The organism is Brevundimonas sp. NPDC055812 (assembly GCF_053616535.1).
Genome location: NZ_JBSHDX010000004.1, coordinates 71,679 through 91,014, shown reverse-complemented (window position 1 = coordinate 91,014; position 19,336 = coordinate 71,679). Strand labels below are relative to the sequence as shown.

Sequence of the window (19,336 nt, the reverse complement as noted above, 5' to 3'; positions counted from 1 at the left end):
TCCCGCCTGCCGCGACACAATCGCGGTTGCAGCCGTCACAGGCGCGCGCGACAACGGAATCATGACCGATATCGCGCCCATCGCCGTCGACACCACCGGCGAGGAAGTCCCCTCCTCTCGCGCCCCGCAGCTGGAGCTGTCGGAGGCGCTGATGGCCTCGCCCGAGCGGTTCATCAACCGCGAGCTGTCGTGGCTGGCCTTCAACGGCCGGGTGCTGGAAGAGGCGGCGAACGAGGGCCACCCCCTGCTGGAGCGGGTGCGTTTCCTGTCCATCTCGGCCAACAACCTGGACGAGTTCTTTATGACCCGCGTGGCCGGCCTGAAGGGCCAGGTGCGCGAGCGCGTCCGCGTCGTCTCGCCCGACGGCCTGACCCCGGCCGAGCAACTGGAACAGGTCAATGCGGCGGCGGGCGGCCTGATGGCCGAACAGCAGCGTCAGTGGCGCGTCCTGCGCAAGGAGATGGCCGCCGCCGGCATCGAGATCGTCGAGCGCGTCCGCATCACCAAGACCGAGCGCGAGCGGCTGGAGCCTGAGTTCCTGAACCAGTTGTTCGCCGTCTTGACGCCGATGGCCATCGACCCGGCGCATCCCTTCCCCTTCCTGCCCAACCTCGGCTTCTCGCTGGCGCTGAAGCTGCGGCGCAACAGCGACAACCGCGTCCTCTACGCCCTGGTGCCGGTGCCGACGCAGGTGCGGCGCTTCTGGGCGCTGGCGACGGACGGACGTTCAACGCCGGGGCGCACGCGCTATGTCTCGCTGGAAAACCTGCTGCTGCTGTTCATCGACCACATGTTTCCGGGCTGCGAAATCCTGGAAAAGGGTCTGTTCCGCCTGATCCGCGATTCCGACATCGAGATCGAGGAAGAGGCCGAAGATCTGGTCATGGAGTTCGAGGAGGCGCTGAAGCAGCGCCGCATGGGCTCGGTCGTGCGCATCAAGATTCAAGCGGACATGCCTGACGACCTGCGCGACTTCATCATCGCCCAGCTTCACGCCCAGCCGCAGGACGTGGTGCTGGTCGACGGGATGCTGGGGCTGGCCCAACTGTCGGAACTGATCCCCGGCGGCCATCCCGACCTGAAGTTCAAAGGCTATGAGCCGCGCTACCCCGAGCGGGTGCGCGACAACGGCGGCGACATCTTCGCGGCGGTGCGCGAAAAGGACATGCTGATCCACCACCCGTTCGAGAGCTTCGACGTGGTGGTCCAGTTCCTGCGTCAGGCGGCGCGCGACCCCAACGTCATCGCCATCAAGCAGACCCTGTATCGCACCTCCAAGGACAGCCCCATCGTCGCCGCCCTGATCGAGGCGGCCGAGAACGGCAAGAACGTCACCGCCCTGGTGGAGCTGAAGGCGCGCTTCGACGAGGAGGCCAACCTGCGCTGGGCGCGCCAGATGGAGCGGGCGGGCGTCCACGTCGTCTTCGGTTTCGTGGAGTACAAGACCCACGCCAAGATGAGCGTCGTCGTCCGGCGCGAGGGCGACAGCCTTCGCACCTACTGCCACTTCGGCACCGGCAACTATCATCCGGTCACGGCCAAGATCTACACGGACCTGAGCCTGTTCACCTGCGACCCGGCGCTGGGCCGGGATGCGACCCGGGTGTTCAACTACATCACCGGCTATGCGGCGCCCGACGAACTGGAGGCCTTGGTCGTCTCGCCGCTGAACATGAAGACCAGCCTGATCGAGATGATCGGCAAGGAGATGTCGGCCGCCGCCAAGGGCAAGCCCGCCGCCATCTGGGCCAAGATGAACGCCCTGGTCGATCCGGAGATCATCGACGCCCTCTATCGCGCCAGCCAATGGGGCGTGCGCATCGAACTGGTCATCCGGGGTATCTGCTGCCTGCGCCCCGGCGTGCCGGGCCTGTCGGAAAACATCCGGGTCAAGTCGATCGTCGGCCGCTTCCTGGAGCACAGCCGCATCGTCGCCTTCGCCAACGGCCACGACCTGCCCAGCAACCGGGCGCGGGTCTACATCTCCTCGGCCGACTGGATGCCGCGCAACCTGGACCGCCGGGTCGAGGTGATGACGCCGATCCTGAACGCCACCGTCCACGATCAGGTGCTGGACCAGATCATGGTCGCCAATCTGAAGGACGACGCCCAGAGCTGGGTCCTGGCCTCCGACGGCTCCTACCGCCGTGTGATGCCCAGCGGCTCCGAACGGCCCTTCTCGGCGCACAAGTATTTCATGACCAACCCCAGCCTGTCGGGGCGCGGCCGCAAGGTGAAGACCCTGCCCGGAGCCTTGTCCTACCCTGGCCTCAAGCCGCGGAAGCGCCGCTGATGAGCCCCGAGCGCGAATACGAGTCGAAACAGATCGCCGTCATCGATATCGGCTCCAACTCGGTGCGCCTGGTGCTGTATCGGCTCGAAGGCCGGGCGGTCTGGACCATGTTCAACGAAAAGGTGCTGGCGGGTCTGGGGCGTGACCTGGCCGCCACCCGGCGCCTGTCCGAACCGGGCGTAGTCATGGCCATGACAGCCCTGCGCCGCTTCGCCGCCGTGATCGAGGGCGTCCAGCCGGACCAGGTGCTGGTCGCCGCCACAGCCGCCGTGCGCGAGGCCGAGGACGGCCCCCTGTTCTGCGAGCGCGTGGCCGCCGAGACGGGCCTGCGCATCCGCGTGCTCAGCGGCGAGGAGGAGGCGAAATATTCGGCGCTGGGCGTGCTGGCGGGCGATCCCGGCGCGCGCGGCGTGGCCGCCGACATGGGCGGCGCCAGTCTGGAGCTGACCCGGATCGGCGACGGGCCCCGCGGCAAGGGCGTGACCCTGGCGCTCGGCCCCTTCACCCTGCTGGACGCCAAGGGCTTCGACGCGGATCGCCTGCGCGCCCGCATCGCCAAGCGGCTGGGGCCGGTCGAGGACGCCTATGCGACCTCGACGCTCTACGCCGTCGGCGGCGCCTGGCGCAGCCTGGCCCAGATGCACATGGCGATGGCCGATCATCCGATCCGCATCGTCCATCAGTACGCCATGAGCGCCGCCGACGCCCGCGACATGGCCCGTCTGATCGCGCGCCAGTCACGCGTCTCCCTGGAGAAGCTGCCGGGCGTATCCAAGCGCCGGGCCGAGACTCTGCCCTACGCCGCCCTGGTGCTGGAGGGGCTGATCGATCGCCTGAAGCTGAGCTCAGTCGTCTTCTCGGCCTGGGGCGTGCGCGAGGGGCTGCTGTATCATGGCATGGAGCCCGCCATGCGGGCGGTCGATCCCCTGCTGGCCGGCTGTTCGGCCTGGGGCGGCCGACAAGGGGTGGACCCGGCCCTGCCCCGCGCCCTGGACGGCTGGCTGCAGTCGGTCGCCTCCGCCCTGCCGGAAGTGTTCGGCGAGGAACGCGACGCCCTGCTGACATCCTCGGTCTGCCGGCTGGCGGACCTGGGGGCGCGGCTGCATCCGGACCACCGCATCAACCTGGTGTTCGATCAGGTGCTGTGGTCGCCCATTCCGGGCCAGACCCACGCCGAACGCGCCTTCATGGCCGTGGCGATGAACGCCCGCTATGGCGGCGAGGCGCGCACGCCCGCGCCGGATACGGTCAACCGCCTGCTTTCGGACAAGGGCCAGAAGCGCGCCCGCGCCCTGGGCCTAGCCATGCGGCTGGCCTGCGACCTGTCCGGCCGCTCGCCGCAGTTGCTGGCGAACGCCACGGCCACGGTCGAGAAGGGCGCGCTGCGCGTCACGGCCGCCAACGGCTACGCCGACATGCTGCTCGGCGAACAGACCAAACGCCGCGCCAAGGCCCTGGCCGAAGCGATGGACCTGGCGCTGAAAATATAAAAACCCTCTCCCAATGGGAGAGGGCTTGAGCCTCCAAGAGCCGGAGGCGATTGGCTAAGGCGAAAGGGTGAGGGTTCACGGGTGAAGTCGGCCGCAAGGCCATGGTGCGACGGCTTACGCCGACTGACAGGGCAAGCCCCTCACCCTTTCGCGCAAGAACGATCGCTGGCGCTCTCGTGCGCTCAAGCCCTCTCCCGCCGGGAGAGGGTGAGTTAGCCCTCGATCTCGACCACTTCGACGCGGGCGCCGTTCAGGACCAGGGCGATCTCGCCCTTCTTGAGCTTCAGCGCGTCCTCGCCGAACAACTGGCGGCGCCAGCCCTTCATGGCTTCAACGTCGGCGTTGTCGTTCAGGGCGATCTTCTCCAGGTCGGAGACAGTGGCGATCAGCTTGGCCGCCACGCCCGCGTTGTCGCTCTTGGCCTTCAGCAGCACCTTCAACAGCTCGACCACCGAGGGCGGCGCCGGCTGATTGTGCGACGGCCGCTCCAGCTTGGGCGCATGGGCTTCCGGGTCGGCCAGGACGCGCTTCAGCTCGGCCGCCAGCTCCAGCCCCAGACGCGAACCGCCAAAGCCCTTCGGCACCGAACGCAGGCGGTTGAAGGCGTCCGGGTCGGTCGGCGCCTGGACGGCGATCTCGTCGATGGCCTCGTCCTTCAGGATGCGGCCGCGCGGCTGGTCGCGTTCCTGGGCCGCGCGCTCGCGCCAGACTGCGGTGGCGACGAAGGCGGCCAGATACTTGGCGTTGAACTTCTTCGGTTTCAGCCGCTTCCAGGCGTTCTCGGGCGAGGTGTCGTAGAGCGCCGGGTCCGTGACCGCGCCCATTTCCGACATGACCCAGTCCAGACGGCCTTCCTTCTGCAGCCGGTCGCGCAGCTTGGGATACAGCGCCGACAGATGCGTCACGTCGCCCAGCGCATAGGTCAGCTGCGCCTCCGACAGCGGACGACGCGCCCAGTCGGTGAAGCGGCTGCCCTTGTCCAGCTCCTGGCGCAGCATCTGGCGCACCAGCGCCTCATAGCTGACCTGATCGCCGAAACCGGCGGCCATGGCGGCGACCTGGGTGTCGAACAGCGGGCGCGGCATGGCGCCCAGCTTGTTGAAGATCTCCACGTCCTGTCGGGCGGCGTGGAACACCTTCAGAATCGATTCGTCCCGCAGGATGTCGAGGAACGGCTCCAGATTCAGATCCTCGGCCATCGGGTCGATGATGGCGGCGTCCGTAGGCGAAGCCGCCGCCTGAATCAGGCACAGCCTGGGCCAGTAGGTGGTTTCCCGCATGAATTCCGTATCGACGGTGATGAACGGGGCCTTGGCCAAACGCTCGCAGAAGGCGATCAGCGCGTCATTGGTGGTGATTGGCGTCATTCCGATGCTATAGCCCCGCGCGACGCCGTCGTGGCAAGAGCGCCGCGACAAATTTTCGCCCCCGATTTCGAGCCGTGACCGATGAGCGACACCCCTGAGGCCCTGAAGAATGGCCTGACCTACGCCGACGCAGGCGTGGATATCGACGCCGGAGAACAGCTGGTCGACGCGATCAAGCCCCTGGCCAAGTCCACGCGCCGCCCCGGCGCCGAGGCTTCGCTGGGCGGTTTCGGAGCCCTGTTCGACCTGAAGGCCGCCGGTTTTGAAGATCCGCTGATCGTCACCACCACCGACGGCGTCGGCACCAAGCTGAAGATCGCCATCGAAACCGGCCGTCATGACGGCGTGGGCGTCGACCTGGTCGCCATGTGCGTCAACGACCTGCTGGCCCAGGGCGCCGAGCCGCTGATGTTCCTGGACTACTACGCCACGGGCAAGCTGGACGTGGACGCTGCGCGCCGCGTCGTCGCGGGCATCGCCGAGGGCTGCCGCCAGTCGGGCAGCGCTCTGGTCGGCGGCGAGACGGCCGAAATGCCGGGCATGTATTCGGGCGGCGACTATGATCTGGCCGGTTTCTCGGTCGGCGCCGTCGAGCGCGGCAAGGTCCTGCCCTATCTGGACCAACAGAAGCCGGGCGACATCATTATCGGCCTAGCCTCCTCGGGTCCGCACTCGAACGGCTATTCCCTGATCCGCAAGGTGGTCGAGAAGTCCGGCCTGGCCTGGGGCGACGACGCTCCCTTCGCCAAGGACCAGTCGCTGGCCCAGGCCCTGATGGAGCCGACCCGCATCTATGTGAAGCCGGTCCTGCCGCTGATGAAGGCCGACCTGATCAAGGGCGCGGCCCACATCACGGGCGGCGGCCTGATCGAGAATCCGCCGCGCTGCATCGCCGAGGGCCTTGAAGCCAGCTTCGACTGGAACGCCTGGCCCATGCCCGCCGTCTTCCAGTGGCTAGGCGAGACGGGCGGGATTTCGGACCACGAGATGCGCCGCACCTTCAACTGCGGCGTCGGCTTCATCCTGATCGTCGCGCCCGAGAACGTCGAGCCGGTGCTCGCCGCCCTGCTGAACGCAGGCGAGACGGCGTTTGTCTGCGGACAACTGCAGACGGCGTAAGGCCATCGCCTTCCGACAAGACAAAAGCCCCCGGTCAACGCGACCGGGGGCTTTTTTGTCGAATGATACCCTTCATTCCCGCTCATCCCGGCGGACGCCGGGATCCAGTGCTTTGGCTCAGGATGCAGCGCTTACCGTTCTCACTGGGCCCCGGCGTCCGCCGGGGTGAGCGGGAGAAAGCGGGAGCGCAAAAAAAGGCCCCGGTCGCGTGACCGGGGCCTTCTTCATTTCAGACGGTCGCCGGGATCAGCGCAGGCCGCCGTTTTCCGTCTCATTGTAGAACTTCGACAGATCGACGTGCAGTTGCTCCAGCGCCGGGCGGGCCGTGTACATCATGTGTCCGCCTTCATAGTAGGTGAACTCCAGATTCCCGCGCAGGTGCGGCTCCAGCATCATCTGGGCCAGGTCGTATTCCGTGCCGAAGAAGGGCGTGGCGGCGTCGTAATAGCCGTTCAGCGCCAGCACCTTCAGGTGCGGATTGCGACGAATGGCGGTGGCCAGGTCGACCGCCGTGTTCGGCGTCGTCTGCGGGCCGCCGACCGGCGGGCGGTGGTTCCAGTCCCAGTTGAAGCCCGGCAGGCCGCGAGCAGACTGGCGATAGTCCATCTCCGTCCGATAGTTCAGCGTCGTGGCGATGTAGTCGCGGAAGATGCTGAAATAGGCGCCGGTGATGGCGCTGCTCGAGGGATCTTCCTCGGGCGAACCGCCCACCGCATTGGCGTCAATGCCCAGATAGCGCATGTCCAGTCGGCCGATCGTCTGACGACGGTCGCGCAGCAGCTCCTTCCGGAACGGGCTGAGCTCAAGGCGCAGATTGGCCTGATCCAGGACCTCAGGCGAGATGCCGATCAGGGCGCTCATCTGCTGGGCGATCTGGGCGCGCTCGGCGTCCGAGATCAGGTGCCCCTTCGACAGGGCCGCCGCATAGGGGCCGATGGCGAATTCACGGGCGCGCTGGACGTGCTCTTCCAGGCTGGGCTTGTTCGGGATCTTGTTGTGATACCAGGCCGTCGCCGCATAGGTCGGCAGCAGGGTGACGAAGTTCTGCGGATAGCCCGGCTGGCGCACGCCGTAGTTCATGATCGAGGACAGCAGGACCACGCCGTTCAGCGACATGCCGCGATCTTCCAGCTGATGCACCAGGGCGCCGGCGCGCAGGGTGCCGTAGCTTTCGCCCAGGATGTATTTCGGGCTGGACCAGCGGTCGAACTTGGTCGTGTAGCGCATGATGGCGCGGGCGAAGGTGTCCGCATCCTGATCCACGCCCCAGAAGGCCGAGCCCGGCGTCTCGCCCAGCGGACGCGAATAACCGGCGCCGACCATGTCGATGAAGACCAGATCGGTCTTGTCCAGCAAGGTCATGTCGTTGGGCGCGAGGTTGAATGGCCCCGGACGCTCGACCACCGGAGCGTCGGTCTGGACCCGCATCGGGCCGAAGGCGCCCATGTGCAGCCACACCGTCGGCGAACCCGGCCCGCCGTTGAACATATAGGTGATCGGGCGGCGGCCCACCGGCTGGCCGTCCAACGTATAGGCCACATAGAAGAGGCTGGCCGTCGGCATCCCTGCGTCGTTGCGGACCGTCAGGGTGCCCGCCGTCGCCTTGTAGCGCAGGGTGCGGCCGTGGGCGTTGATCGAGTGGCTGGTGGTGACTTCCGATTCATCGGCGACAGCGCGGGCCCAATTCTTCTCGATCTGCTCGGCGTTGGCGTTACGCAGGCGATCGGCGGCCGAGCGGACCGGCCCCGAACCGCCGGACGCGGCTTCCTGAGCCATGGAAACGGCCGGCGCGGCCAACAGAGCCGCGGCGCAGGCGGCGGTCAACAGACGACGCATTCAGGTACTCCCCCTTGGATGCCGGACTCTCCGGCGCATCGACGCTAACGCCGCCGTTTCCGAAGAAGCAACGGAGTTTGAGACAGTTCAGCGACAATCGTTCGGCAGCGACGCGCCCCTCCCCTTCGCCACGCCCTACCTCTTGCTAAGTCGCTTTCGGGGCCGCATGGCAGTTGCGCCTTCTTTCACGCGTGAGCCGCCCATGTCCGTCGCCAAAACCCGCGTCGCCGTCCTGATCTCGGGAACCGGATCGAACATGGCCAGCCTGATCGCGGCCGGCCAGACCGCGGACGCGCCATATGAGGTCGTGGTCGTCATCTCCAATATCGCAGGCGCGGGCGGTCTGGCGAAGGCCGAGGCGGCGGGCGTCGAGGCGCTGACCGTCGAACACAAGCCCTTCGGCAAGGACCGCGAGGCGCACGAGCGCGCCATCGACGCCCTGCTGGCCGAACGCGGCGTCCAGGTCGTGGCCCTGGCGGGCTATATGCGTCTGCTCACCCCGTGGCTGGTCGGGAAATGGGCCGGCCGGATGCTGAACATCCACCCGTCGCTGCTGCCGCTCTATCCGGGACTGAACACCCACGCCCGCGCCATCGAGGCCGGCGACCTTGAGGCGGGCTGCACCGTCCACATCGTCACCGAGGGCGTCGACGAAGGCCCTGTCCTGGGCCAGGCGCGCGTGCCGATCCAGCCCGGCGACACGCCGGACATCCTGGCCGAACGGGTCAAGACGGCGGAGCACGGCCTTTATCCCCAGGCGCTCGCCGATTTCGTCCGCCGCTCGTAATCCTTAACGATTTTTAATGCGACAGGCCGTCGCAGGCGGGCGCAGTTTGCCGGCAAGCACGAATGCGCCGTCTCACTGGCGCAATCGCGCACGTCTGCACCACTGGGAAAGACCCGATGATGAAAACTCGCCTGATGGGCGCCGCCGCCATGGCCGTCGCCCTCACCTTCTCGGCCCAGCCGACCCTTGCTCAATCAAATTTGGCTCAACACGCCCACGCTTCGGCGGCCGCCTCGACCACGCCCGAGATCAAGCCCTGGGGCTTTGATCTGGACGGCCGCGACCTGACGGTGAATCCAGGCGACGACTTCAACGCCTACGCCAACGGCGTCTATCTGAAGAACACCGAGATTCCGGCCGACAAGGCCCGCTTCGGCCCGTTCGACGTCCTGTATGAGAATTCGCAGGCCCAACTGCGCGCCATCATCGAGGCCAGCGCCGCCAACCCGACCAACGCCAACGCCCAGAAGGTCGGCGCCCTGTACGCCAGCTTCATGGACGAGGCCCGCGTCAACCAGTTGGGCGCCCAGCCCCTGGCCGCCGACCTGGCCGCCATCCGCGCCGTGGCGAACCACAGCGACATGGCCCGCCTGATGGGCGCCAGCCATGAAGGCTTCGGCGGCTCCCTGTTCGGCCTGGCGGTGTTCGAGGACCTGCAGGATCCCAACGTCAACTCGGCCTATCTGGGCCAGGGCGGTCTGGGCCTGCCGGACCGCGACTATTATCTGAAGCCCGACTTCGCCACGCAGCGCGAAGCCTATGTCGCCTATGTCGCGCGCGCCCTGACCGCCGCCGGGTGGAGCAACCCGGCCCAGGCCGCCGCCGACATCCTGGCCTTCGAGACCAAGGTGGCCGAGAAGCACTGGACCACGGTCGAGCGTCGCCAGATCGACAAGATCTACAATCCGACCCCGGCGGCGCAGCTGTCGACCTTTGCGCCGGGCTTCGACTGGGCCGCCTTCCTTCAGGCCTCCAAGGTCGAGGGCGTGCCGACGCTGGTGCTGATGGAGAACACCGCCATCCCCGGCATCGCCCAGGTGTTCGCTGATGCCCCGATCGAGACTCTGAAAGCCTGGCAGGCCTTCCAGACCGTCGATCAGGCCAGCCCCTATCTGTCCGACCCCTTCGTCGACTCGCGCTTCGAGTTCCGCGGAAAGACCCTGCGCGGCCAGCCCGAGAACCGCCCGCGCTGGAACCGCGGCGTGGTTCTGGTCGACGGCCAGCTGGGCGAGGTGCTGGGCCAGGAATACGTCCGCCTGCACTTCCCCGCCTCGTCCAAGACCCAGATGGAGCAGTTGGTCGCCAACCTCAGCGCCGCCATGACCGAGCGCCTGAAGGCTCTGGACTGGATGAGCGAGGCCACGCGCGAGCAGGCCCTGCTGAAGATGTCCAAGTTCGGGGTGAAGATCGGCTATCCCGAGAAGTGGCGCGACTATGACGGGCTGGAGCTGAAGGCCGACGACCTCTACGGCAACGTCGAGCGCGCCGCCGCCTTCGACTGGGCCTGGAACCGCGGCAAGATCGGCCAGCCGGTCGATCCGCTGGAGTGGGGGATGACGCCCCAGACGGTGAACGCCTACTACAACCCGCCGCGCAACGAGATCGTCTTCCCGGCCGCCATCCTGCAGGCGCCCTTCTTCGACCCGAACGCCGATCCGGCGGTCAACTACGGCGGCATCGGCGCCGTGATCGGTCACGAGATCACCCACGGCTTCGACGACCAGGGCCGCAAGACCGACGCCAACGGCGTACTGCGCGACTGGTGGACGCCGGAGGACGCCGCCCGCTTCGAGGAGCGCGCCAAGACCCTGGGCGCCATCTACTCCGCCGAAGAGCCCGTGCCGGGGATGCACATCAACGGCGACCTGACGATGGGCGAGAACATCGCCGATCTGGGCGGGCTGCTGATGGCGCTGGACGCCTATAAGCGCAGCCTGAACGGTCAACCGGCCCCGGTGATCGACGGCCTGACCGGCGAACAGCGCGTCTTCCTGGGCTGGGCCCAGGTGTGGCGCGAGAAGTCGCGTGAAGAGGCTCTGAAAGAGCAGCTGACCACCGACCCGCACTCGCCCGGCATGGCGCGCGCCGCCACCCCGCCGCGCAACATCGACGCCTGGTACGCCGCCTTCGGCGTCACCCCGGATCAGGCGGAGTTCATCGCCCCCGAGAAGCGCGCCCGCATCTGGTAAGCGACGCGTCCGGCGACGGACAAAAGGAAAGGGCGTCGGCTTCGCGGCCGACGCCCTTTTTTTACCGTGCAGCGAAAGCCTTACTCGTGCGGCTTCCTGGGCGTGGTGGCGGCGCCTGCGACAGCGCCTATGACGCCGCCGGCGACGGTCGCGCCGGTGTTGCCGCCGATCGCCTGACCGGCGACCGCGCCGCCCAGGGCGCCCGTGGCGGCGCGTTGTTCCGTGGTCGTACCGCAGGCGGCCAGCAGGGCCGTCAGGCCGAGCACCGGGGCAAGCTTCAGCATCGTCTTCATGGCGGTCATCCTTGTTCTTCTTCGAGAGGGACGGCGTGACCGTAAAAACGAAACGGCCCGCCCCCGGTTCCGGGAGCAGGCCGAATTGTCACAAGCCGCGGCGGGTCGAAAAGGCGGAACCTTTTGACCGCGGCTTACAAAAAGCTTCCCGAAGGGCCGACGAGCGCGGCCCTTCAAGATCAGCCGACGATGTCAGCGTCGGTGAAGAACTGCTCGATCTCGATCTTGGCGTTGTCCAGCGAGTCCGAACCGTGGACCGAGTTCTCACCGATCGACAGGGCGAACAGCTTGCGGATGGTGCCTTCGGCGGCGTCGTTCGGGTTGGTGGCGCCCATGACTTCGCGGTACTTGGCGACGGCGTTGTCGCCTTCCAGCACCTGCACGACGACCGGCTCGGCGATCATCTGCGAGACCAGTTCGCCGTAGAAGGGACGCTCGGCGTGCACTTCGTAGAATTTCTTGGCCTGGGCTTCGGTCAGCTTGATGCGGCGTTGAGCCACGATACGCAGGCCGGCGCCTTCGATGACGGCGTTGATGGCGCCCGTCAGGTTGCGGCGGGTGGCGTCCGGCTTGATGATCGAGAACGTGCGTTCGGTCATGGGAGTGACTTCTTGTTTGGGAGTTTGAGGGTCGGCGGCTTATAGCGAGCGCCGCACATCTTTCCAATATCCCCGCGCGTAAGCCTTTTTCTTTCCGGTTCCCATGCTGCAGATCAAAAACCTGACCTACAACGCCTGGGGCCGCGAGTTCCTGGACGACGCCTCCGTCAGCCTGCCGCCGGGGTCCAAGGTCGGCCTGGTCGGCCGCAACGGCATCGGCAAGTCGACCCTGTTCAAGCTGATCCTGGGCGAACTGGCCGCCAATGGCGACGAAATCTCCCTGCCCAAGACCGCCCGCATCGGCTCGGTCGATCAGGAACACCCCGCCACGCCGGTCAGCGTTCTGGACACCATTCTCGAAGCCGACGTCGAGCGCCACGACCTGCTGACCCGGCTGGAAACCGCCGAACCGGAAGAGATGGGCGAGATCTGGGGTCGTCTGATCGAGATCGACGCCGACAGCGCCCCGGCCCGCGCGTCCGAAATCCTGGCCGGTCTGGGCTTCAGTCATGACGACATCCTGCGCCCGATGGCCGAGTTCTCGGGCGGGTGGCGGATGCGCGTGGCCCTGGCGGCCGCCCTGTTCGCCGAGCCGGACATGCTGCTTCTGGACGAACCGACCAACTACCTCGACCTGGAAGGCGCCCTGTGGCTGGAGCAGCGGCTCAAGCGCTATCCGCACACGGCCCTGATCATCAGCCACGACCGCGAGCTGCTGAACGGCGTCTGCACCCACATCCTGCAGCTGTCGAACCGCAAGCTGGACCTCTACACCGGCAACTACGACACCTTCGAAAAGACGCGGGCCGAAAAACTGCGCTTGATGGCGTCGACCCAGGCCAAGCAGGACGCCGAGCGCGCCCACCTGCAGAAGTTCATCGACCGCTTCAAGGCCAAGGCGTCGAAGGCCACCCAGGCCCAGTCGCGCGTCAAGCGGCTGGAGAAGATGCAGCGCATCGAATTGCCGCCGGAAGAGCGCGTCGCCCCCTTTACCCTGCCCTCGCCGGAACGCCCCCTGCCCCCGCCGCTGATCCGGCTGGAGAAGGCCAACGTCGGCTATGAGCCGGGCAAGCCCATCCTGAAGAACCTGAACCTGCGGATGGACCTGGACGACCGCATCGGTCTGCTGGGCGTCAACGGGGCGGGCAAGTCGACCTTCGCCAAGCTGATCGCCAAGGCCCTGACCATCGAGACGGGCGAGTTCCACCGCGACGGCAAGATGCGCGTGGGCTGGTTCCACCAGCACCAGATCGAGGCGATGGACCCGACCGACACGCCGCTGGAGATCATCCGCCGCGCCATGCCGGACGCCTCGGAGAGCAGCCGCCGCAGCCGTCTGGCCCAGTTCGGCCTGCCGTTCGAGAAGCAGGAGACCACCGTCGCGTCCCTGTCGGGCGGCGAGCGCGCGCGCCTGCTGCTGAACCTGGTGGCGATGGACGCGCCGCACATCCTGATCCTGGACGAACCGACCAACCACCTGGATATCGACAGCCGCCGCGCCCTGCTGGACGCGCTGAACGAATATACGGGCGCGGTCATCCTGATTACCCACGACCGCTCGCTGATGGAGCTGGTGGCCGACCGCCTGTGGCTGGCCGCCGACGGCTCGGTGAAGCCCTTCGAGGGCGACATGGACGACTATCAGAAATTCGTCCTGGACCGTGCCAAACAGGCCGGCATGAAGCCCAGCCAGGTCAAGCATGAAGAGGTCGCCGCCGAGGCCCCGGCGCCCGCCGCCGCGCCCAAGACCGACAAGAAGAAGGGACCGTCCCCGTCCACCCTCCGCCATGCGGTGAAGAAGGCCGAGGACCGGATGGCTCAGCTGACCGCCGATCTGGCGCGCCTGGACGACGACCTGGCCAACGCGGCCGTCAATGATCCCAAGAAGCTGGAAGGTCTGACCCGCGCCCGCGCCAAGGCCCAGACCGATCTGGATCAGGCCGAAGCCGACTGGATCGCCGCCGAAGAAGCCCTGGCGGAGGTGGCGTGATGGCCAAGGCGCCGCCGCCCCTGCTGTCCAAGGACGAGATGCAGGAGGCGGCCGCCCGCCTGCAGGCCTATCTGCGCGACGAGATGGAGGTCGAGGTCGGCCGCCTGCCCGCGGAGATGCTGGTCGAGTTCATCGGCCAGGACATCGGCCGCCTGTTCTACAACCGCGGCCTGCGCGACGCCGAAACCGTGGTGCGCCAGAAGGTAGAGGACGTCGCCGACGCCCTCTACGCCCTGGAGCGATAAGTTCCGCCGGAATGAGCGGATATTCCAGGGACCTTACCCGCAGCTGACGCGCGTCACGACTTCCGTCTTGTCGTCGTAGGTGAAGGTCACGCGGTTATCCCGATAATCCATGGTCGCCGCGCAACTGCTGCACAGGACGCGGAAGATTCGGCCTTCCGGCGCGGTCGGAATGGTCGAGCGGTTGCGACCGACATAGTCCTGATAGTCGCTGGCCTTGCAGGCGACGGGCGTGGCCTCGCCGCCCGGCGTCGGCGTCGCGCCGCCGCCCTGCGTCGGGGCGCAGGCGGCCAGGGCGAGGAAGCCCGCAGCGGCGCTCAGGGTCAGAATGGATTTCATGGCGGCGTCCTTTCGATCAGCCGCAGCGGACCTGTTCGATCAGGCCCGTCTGCCTATTATAGAAAATATTCAAACGGTAAGGCGAATAATCTTCAGTGATGGGACAGGTCGTGCAGGCAACGCGCCGGTTCACCACATCCACCGGAACGGGGATTTCGCTGCGGGGTTTCCCAACCAGCCACTGAAACTCATCGGCGTTGCACATCTTCGCCCCAGCCGCAGCGGAACGGTCCGAACCGGAGCGGGCTGAAGTCGCCACGCCCGGTTCAGAGAGATAGGGCCGCTCGGTCGAGGACACAGGCGGCGGCGGCGTCGCAGCGGGCGCGGTCGGCTGCGTGGGATAGCGCGGCGGAGGCGAGGCGCAGGCCGCCACGGCCAGAGCGCCGAGCGTCAGGATCAGGCCGCCTTTTCCCAGCGCCCCTCGTCCGATTGTTTCCAGTAGGCCAGGTCGGCGCCGTCCGCCTTCAGCGTCCGCCAGCGCCCGCGCGCATGGTTCAGCGCCTGCTCGTCCCGACCGTCGAAGATGATGAAGCAACGTGCGAACTCCTGCATGGCCCCAAGCTCTGAATCATCGACGATGAACAGCGCCTGAGCGCCATTCAGATTCTCGCCCGATTCGGACAGGAGCACAGGCTGGCGCGCGGCGTGGTCGCCGTCGGCTCGTCCGTGAGGCAGGAAACTGTCGTCGCGATAGATCCACAACAGCTCGTCGATATCGTCGAGCCGATGCGAGGTCGCGCCCCGGATCAGCGCGCGCCAGCCCCGCTGAAGCGTGCGCTCCAGCAGGGTCGGCAGCACCTGATCCAGCGTCGACCGCTCCAGGTGGTAGAACCAGATTTCCGGCTTGGCGTCAGACACCCGGCCCTACCTTCCTGAACTGAGATCAGCCTTCGTAGTGGTCGGCGACCATGCGGTCGAGCAGACGCACGCCATAGCCCACGGCGCCGTCCGGCACGGTCGGGTTCTTGGAATCCTTGACCCAGGCGGTCGAGGCGATGTCGATGTGCGCCCACGGCACGCCGTTGGTGAAGCGTTGCAGGAACAGCGCGGCGGTGATCGAGCCGCCGGCGCGGCCATTGCCCATGTTCTTCACATCGGCGATCGGGCTGTCGATGTGGCGGTCGTATTCGGCCGGGATGGGCATACGCCAGGACTTCTCGCCCACCTTGGGACCGGCGTCGGCGATGTTGGCGGCCAGTTCGTCGCTGTTGGAGAAGACGCCCGCATATTCCAGGCCCAGCGAGATGATGATGGCGCCCGTCAGGGTGGCCAGGTCGATCATGAACTTCGGCTTGAAACGGTCCTGCGTGTACCAGAGCGCGTCCGCCAGAACGAGGCGGCCCTCGGCGTCGGTGTTCAGCACTTCGATGGTCTGCCCCGACATGGAGGTGACCACGTCGCCCGGACGCTGGGCGGCGCCGTCCGGCATGTTCTCGACCAGACCCAGGACGCCGACGACGTTCACCTTGGCCTTGCGGCCGGCCAAGGCGTGCATCAGGCCCGCCACGGCGGCGGCGCCGCCCATGTCCCACTTCATCTCTTCCATGCCGTCGGCGGGCTTCAGGCTGATGCCGCCGGTGTCGAAGCAGACGCCCTTGCCGACGAAGGCGATAGGAGCCTCGCCCGCCTTGCCGCCGTTCCACTGGATGACGGCCAGCTGACTTTCACGCACCGACCCCATGCCGACGCCGAGCAGCGAGCCCATGCCCAGCTTCTCCATCTCGGCCTCGCCCAGGATCTCGACCTTGGCGCCCAGGGCCTCCAGCTCCTTCACGCGGCGCGCGAACTCGGCCGGGTAAAGGATGTTGGCCGGCTCAGACACCAGATCGCGCGAGAACAGGACGGCGTCGGCCACGGCCGACAGCGGGCCGAAGGCGGCCTCGGCGGCCTTCACGTCCGAGGTCACGACGCGCACCGTCGTCACCGACGGGATCTTCTCGGCCTTCTGCTTGGTCAGGTATTTGGCGAAGCGATAGGCGGCCAGGCGCACGGCGAAACCGGCGCGGGCGGCCAGCTCCGGCGACAGGTGCGAGACATCGATGGTCAGGACTTCGGCGCCCGACAGCTTGGTCGCCTGATAGGCGGCGGCGGCGGCGGTTTCGACCGCCAGATCGTCCAGCTTGTCCGCCGCGCCCGCGCCGACCAGCAGGACGGCGTTCGCGTCGATCCCGGCCGGGGCCGCGACGTTCAGGCTGCTGTTGGCGGCGCCGGTGAAACGGCTGTTCTTCATCGCCTTGGCCAGGGCGCCCGAGGCGGCCTGATCCAGCGCCGAACCGGCGCCGGCGAGGGCTCGTCCTTCATGCGCCAGCACGGCAAGAATCTCGGCGGCGCCGGGCGAAGCGACGAATTCGATTTTCATTAAACTGACTCCAGGCCGGAAATCTTGCCCCGGCCACGCTTGAATTTGCCATGGTCGCGGCGACGGTTTCGTCGGGGCGGCCGGATGTGTATTACATGGCTCGCATCGCCCTGGGCTGCAACACGCTCGCAGCCGATTATACGACCTTACCCGCCGCATGACCCTGATTCAGAGGTATCTTTTCCGCCAGATCGGCCTGCCCATCGTGGCGGCGGTCGCGGCGCTGGCCGGCATCGGCCTGCTGAGCCAGAGCCTGGATCAGCTGGAGGTCATCGTCGAGCGCGGCCAGAGCGTCTGGGTCATGGTCAAGCTGACCCTGCTGGCCCTGCCGCAGCTGATCGCCGTCATCCTGCCCATCGGCCTGTTCGTCGGCGCCCTGATCGCCCTGACGCGGCTGCAGCGCGAACAGGAGCTGACCGCCGCCTACGCCGCCGGGGTCAGCCGCTGGGCCCTGATCCGGCCCGCCCTGCAGATCGCCCTGATCGTCACGGTCGTCGCCCTGCTGATGAATGTCTTCGTCCAGCCCTGGGCCCAGCGCGAGGGGCGTCGCCAGGCCTTCGCCATCCGCACCGACCTGGCCGCCCTGCTGGTCGAGGAAGGCCGCTTCGTCCAGGGCCCGGACGGCCTGACCGTCTATGTCCAGCAGATCGAGCAGAACGGTCTGATGAAGAACCTCTTCGTCTACCTGGACAACGGCAAGACGGTCACGACCTGGGACGCCGACACCGCCCGGTTCGGCCGCGTCGACGGCCTGCCGGTGCTGACCATGCAGAACGGATCGATGCAGCGCTATTCCTCGCGCGAGGTGCTGAACCAGCTGTCGTTCGACCAGCAGGTGTTCGACCTGTCGCCCTACGCCAAGACCACAGAGCGCATCCGCTTCAAGCCGTCGGACCTGTGGCTGACGGACCTGTTCGACCCGACCCCCGCCCTGCTGGAGAGCGCCGGAACACGCGGCGAACTGGCGGCCGAGGGCCATTCCCGACTGGCCTCGCCCCTCTATGCTCTCGCGGCCATGGCCTTTGCGCTGGCGGCCATCCTCGGCGGGGCCTTCAGCCGCAGCGGCTACGCCGGACGCATCGCCAGGGCCGCCGGGGCCTTTCTGATCCTGCGCGTCATCGGCTACGGCCTGGTGGCGGGCAGCGCCTGGAACGGCGCGCTGAACATCCTGCAGTACGTCGTGCCGCTGGCGGCGACCGCCCTGGCCCTGCGCATCCTGTTCCGCGCGCTCAAGCCGCGCCGTCGCCGCGCCTGGGCGCCGCTGGAACGCCTGAAGGCGAGGTTCGCATGAAGCTCCGTCTCGGCCGCATCGAACGCTATGTGCTGATCCAGCAGATGAAGTCGCTGGGCGTGGCCCTGGCCGTCATCGCCGCCCTGGTCATGCTGATCGACTTCGTCGAGGTGTCGCGCGGGCTGAACTCGTCGGGCGAACTGTCGGGCGGGCGCATCCTGGGCCTGGTGATGGTCAAGTCGCCCTCGGTCATCGTGCAGCTTCTGCCCTTCGTCTTCCTGTTCGGCACCCTGGGGGCTTTCGTCAGCCTGAACCGGCGCAGCGAGCTGATCGCCATGCGGGCGGCGGGCGTCTCGGCCTGGCGCTTCGTCCTCCCGGCGGCGGGCGCGGCGGTGGCCCTGGGCGTGCTGACGGTCACGGTCCTGGGGCCGATGGCGGCGGCGGGCGACGCGGTGTGGCAGCGCGAACGCGCCCGCATCTCCGGCTCCGTCCCCGGCGGCGCGTCCAACGAGGCGGTCTGGCTGCGCGAGGGCGACGCCAACCGCCAGATGATCATTCGCGGCGCCCGGCAGGAACAGGCCAGCGGGCGGCTGCTGGACGCGACCTTCTTCATCTACACCACCACCTCCTCGGGGCGGCGCGTCTTCACCGAGCGCATCGACGCGGCGACGGCTTCGCTCAACGCTGGGCGCTGGCGGCTGACCGATGCGGCGGGCGCTCAGACGGGCCAGCGAGCGGTGCGCTACGCCACCCTAGACCTGCCGTCCAACCTGGCCGACGAGGAAGCCTTCCAGCGCTTCGCCCGACCGCAGTCGACGCCCTTCTGGTCCCTGCCCAACCAGATTCGCCGCATCGAGGATGCGGGCTTCGCCTCGACCGCCTATCAGTTGCGGCTGCAACAGCTTCTGGCCACGCCCCTGATCTTCGGCGCCATGTCCATCCTCGCGGCGGCCTTCTCGCTGCGGCTGATGCGGTTGGGCGATCTGGCGCGGATGACCGTGGCCGCCGTGGTGCTGGGCTTCGCCTTCTTCTTCCTGAACCAGTTCTCGTCCGCCATGGGTTCGGCCGAGGTCGTTCCGCCCGTGATCGCCGCCTGGTTGCCCCCGATATTGACGGCTCTCGCCGCCTTTACCTTGCTGATCTATACCGAAGACGGCTAATCGGGCCGTTTCCGCCCGGCCGGCAATGAGTGGACAACGCAT

The 19,336-nt window shown here is 67.4% G+C and carries 17 protein-coding genes; 9 read left to right on the top strand and 8 right to left on the bottom strand.

All coding sequences use genetic code 11. From position 1 onward, the window contains the following. Nucleotides 1–61: 61 nt before the first annotated feature. Together ACWGL1_RS08190 and ACWGL1_RS08185 are read left to right on the top strand one after the other, a co-directional pair. A complete protein-coding gene (locus tag ACWGL1_RS08190) occupies nt 62–2,293 on the top strand; it encodes an RNA degradosome polyphosphate kinase (protein WP_312220054.1) in 2,232 nt (743 codons plus the stop codon). Continuing rightward, nucleotides 2,293–3,783 (top strand): Ppx/GppA phosphatase family protein, encoded by a 1,491-nt coding sequence (locus ACWGL1_RS08185; protein ID WP_452111724.1) that lies wholly within the window; start codon nt 2,293–2,295, stop codon nt 3,781–3,783. The genes ACWGL1_RS08190 and ACWGL1_RS08185 overlap by 1 nt, the downstream gene beginning before the upstream one ends. A gap of 212 nt (nt 3,784–3,995) precedes the next feature. Here the strand turns inward: ACWGL1_RS08185 and rnd are convergent, their stop codons facing one another. After that, nucleotides 3,996–5,150, bottom strand: a complete 1,155-nt coding sequence (gene rnd / locus ACWGL1_RS08180; protein WP_291774325.1) for a ribonuclease D — start codon at nt 5,148–5,150, stop codon at nt 3,996–3,998. An 81-nt stretch (nt 5,151–5,231) separates the two neighbouring features. Here rnd and purM point away from each other — a divergent pair, with 81 nt between their 5' ends. Then, nucleotides 5,232–6,269, top strand: coding sequence for a phosphoribosylformylglycinamidine cyclo-ligase (gene purM, locus ACWGL1_RS08175; protein ID WP_452111723.1), 1,038 nt, complete (start codon nt 5,232–5,234; stop codon nt 6,267–6,269). A gap of 246 nt (nt 6,270–6,515) precedes the next feature. Here purM and ACWGL1_RS08170 read toward each other — a convergent pair whose 3' ends face one another. Continuing rightward, a complete protein-coding gene (locus tag ACWGL1_RS08170; RefSeq protein ID WP_452111722.1) occupies nt 6,516–8,105 on the bottom strand; it encodes a S10 family peptidase in 1,590 nt (529 codons plus the stop codon). A 202-nt stretch (nt 8,106–8,307) separates the two neighbouring features. Between ACWGL1_RS08170 and purN the strand changes: the two genes are divergently transcribed. Then, nucleotides 8,308–8,892, top strand: coding sequence for a phosphoribosylglycinamide formyltransferase (gene purN / locus ACWGL1_RS08165; RefSeq protein ID WP_452111721.1), 585 nt, complete (start codon nt 8,308–8,310; stop codon nt 8,890–8,892). A gap of 116 nt (nt 8,893–9,008) precedes the next feature. Further along, nucleotides 9,009–11,081, top strand: coding sequence for a M13 family metallopeptidase (locus ACWGL1_RS08160; RefSeq protein WP_452111720.1), 2,073 nt, complete (start codon nt 9,009–9,011; stop codon nt 11,079–11,081). A gap of 80 nt (nt 11,082–11,161) precedes the next feature. Here ACWGL1_RS08160 and ACWGL1_RS08155 read toward each other — a convergent pair whose 3' ends face one another. Together ACWGL1_RS08155 and ndk are read right to left on the bottom strand one after the other, a co-directional pair. After that, nucleotides 11,162–11,374: a hypothetical protein gene (locus ACWGL1_RS08155; protein ID WP_291776064.1), complete on the bottom strand. Its 213-nt coding sequence runs from the start codon at nt 11,372–11,374 to the stop codon at nt 11,162–11,164. Between the two features lie 179 nt (nt 11,375–11,553). Then, on the bottom strand, nt 11,554–11,973 hold the full coding sequence (gene ndk / locus ACWGL1_RS08150) for a nucleoside-diphosphate kinase (protein WP_452111719.1): 420 nt from the start codon (nt 11,971–11,973) through the stop codon (nt 11,554–11,556). 103 nt (nt 11,974–12,076) lie between these two features. On the opposite strand from ndk, the gene ACWGL1_RS08145 reads away from it, so the two are divergent. Together ACWGL1_RS08145 and ACWGL1_RS08140 are read left to right on the top strand one after the other, a co-directional pair. Then, complete coding sequence (locus ACWGL1_RS08145; protein WP_452111718.1) at nt 12,077–13,963, top strand: ABC-F family ATP-binding cassette domain-containing protein; 1,887 nt, start codon at nt 12,077–12,079, stop codon at nt 13,961–13,963. Continuing rightward, nucleotides 13,963–14,208: a DUF2164 domain-containing protein gene (locus ACWGL1_RS08140; protein WP_452111717.1), complete on the top strand. Its 246-nt coding sequence runs from the start codon at nt 13,963–13,965 to the stop codon at nt 14,206–14,208. The genes ACWGL1_RS08145 and ACWGL1_RS08140 overlap by 1 nt, the downstream gene beginning before the upstream one ends. A gap of 33 nt (nt 14,209–14,241) precedes the next feature. Here ACWGL1_RS08140 and ACWGL1_RS08135 read toward each other — a convergent pair whose 3' ends face one another. From ACWGL1_RS08135 to ACWGL1_RS08120, 4 genes are all read right to left on the bottom strand, one after another. After that, the gene (locus ACWGL1_RS08135; protein ID WP_346486556.1) at nt 14,242–14,544 is read right to left on the bottom strand and encodes a hemolysin; all 303 of its coding nucleotides are present in this window, start codon (nt 14,542–14,544) and stop codon (nt 14,242–14,244) included. A 16-nt stretch (nt 14,545–14,560) separates the two neighbouring features. Then, entirely contained in the window at nt 14,561–14,749 is a 189-nt protein-coding gene (locus ACWGL1_RS08130) for a hypothetical protein (RefSeq protein WP_343829531.1), read from the bottom strand. A gap of 191 nt (nt 14,750–14,940) precedes the next feature. After that, on the bottom strand, nt 14,941–15,402 hold the full coding sequence (locus ACWGL1_RS08125; protein WP_452111716.1) for a DNA polymerase III subunit chi: 462 nt from the start codon (nt 15,400–15,402) through the stop codon (nt 14,941–14,943). Nucleotides 15,403–15,427: 25 nt separating this feature from the next. After that, complete coding sequence (locus tag ACWGL1_RS08120) at nt 15,428–16,903, bottom strand: leucyl aminopeptidase (RefSeq protein WP_452111715.1); 1,476 nt, start codon at nt 16,901–16,903, stop codon at nt 15,428–15,430. Between the two features lie 157 nt (nt 16,904–17,060). On the opposite strand from ACWGL1_RS08120, the gene ACWGL1_RS08115 reads away from it, so the two are divergent. Further along, nucleotides 17,061–18,194 carry an LptF/LptG family permease gene (locus ACWGL1_RS08115; protein WP_452111714.1) on the top strand — a complete coding sequence of 378 codons (1,134 nt, stop codon included), beginning with the start codon at nt 17,061–17,063 and terminating at the stop codon, nt 18,192–18,194. Then, a complete protein-coding gene (lptG, locus tag ACWGL1_RS08110; RefSeq protein ID WP_291774292.1) occupies nt 18,191–19,294 on the top strand; it encodes an LPS export ABC transporter permease LptG in 1,104 nt (367 codons plus the stop codon). The genes ACWGL1_RS08115 and lptG overlap by 4 nt, the downstream gene beginning before the upstream one ends. Nucleotides 19,295–19,336 lie beyond the last annotated feature (42 nt).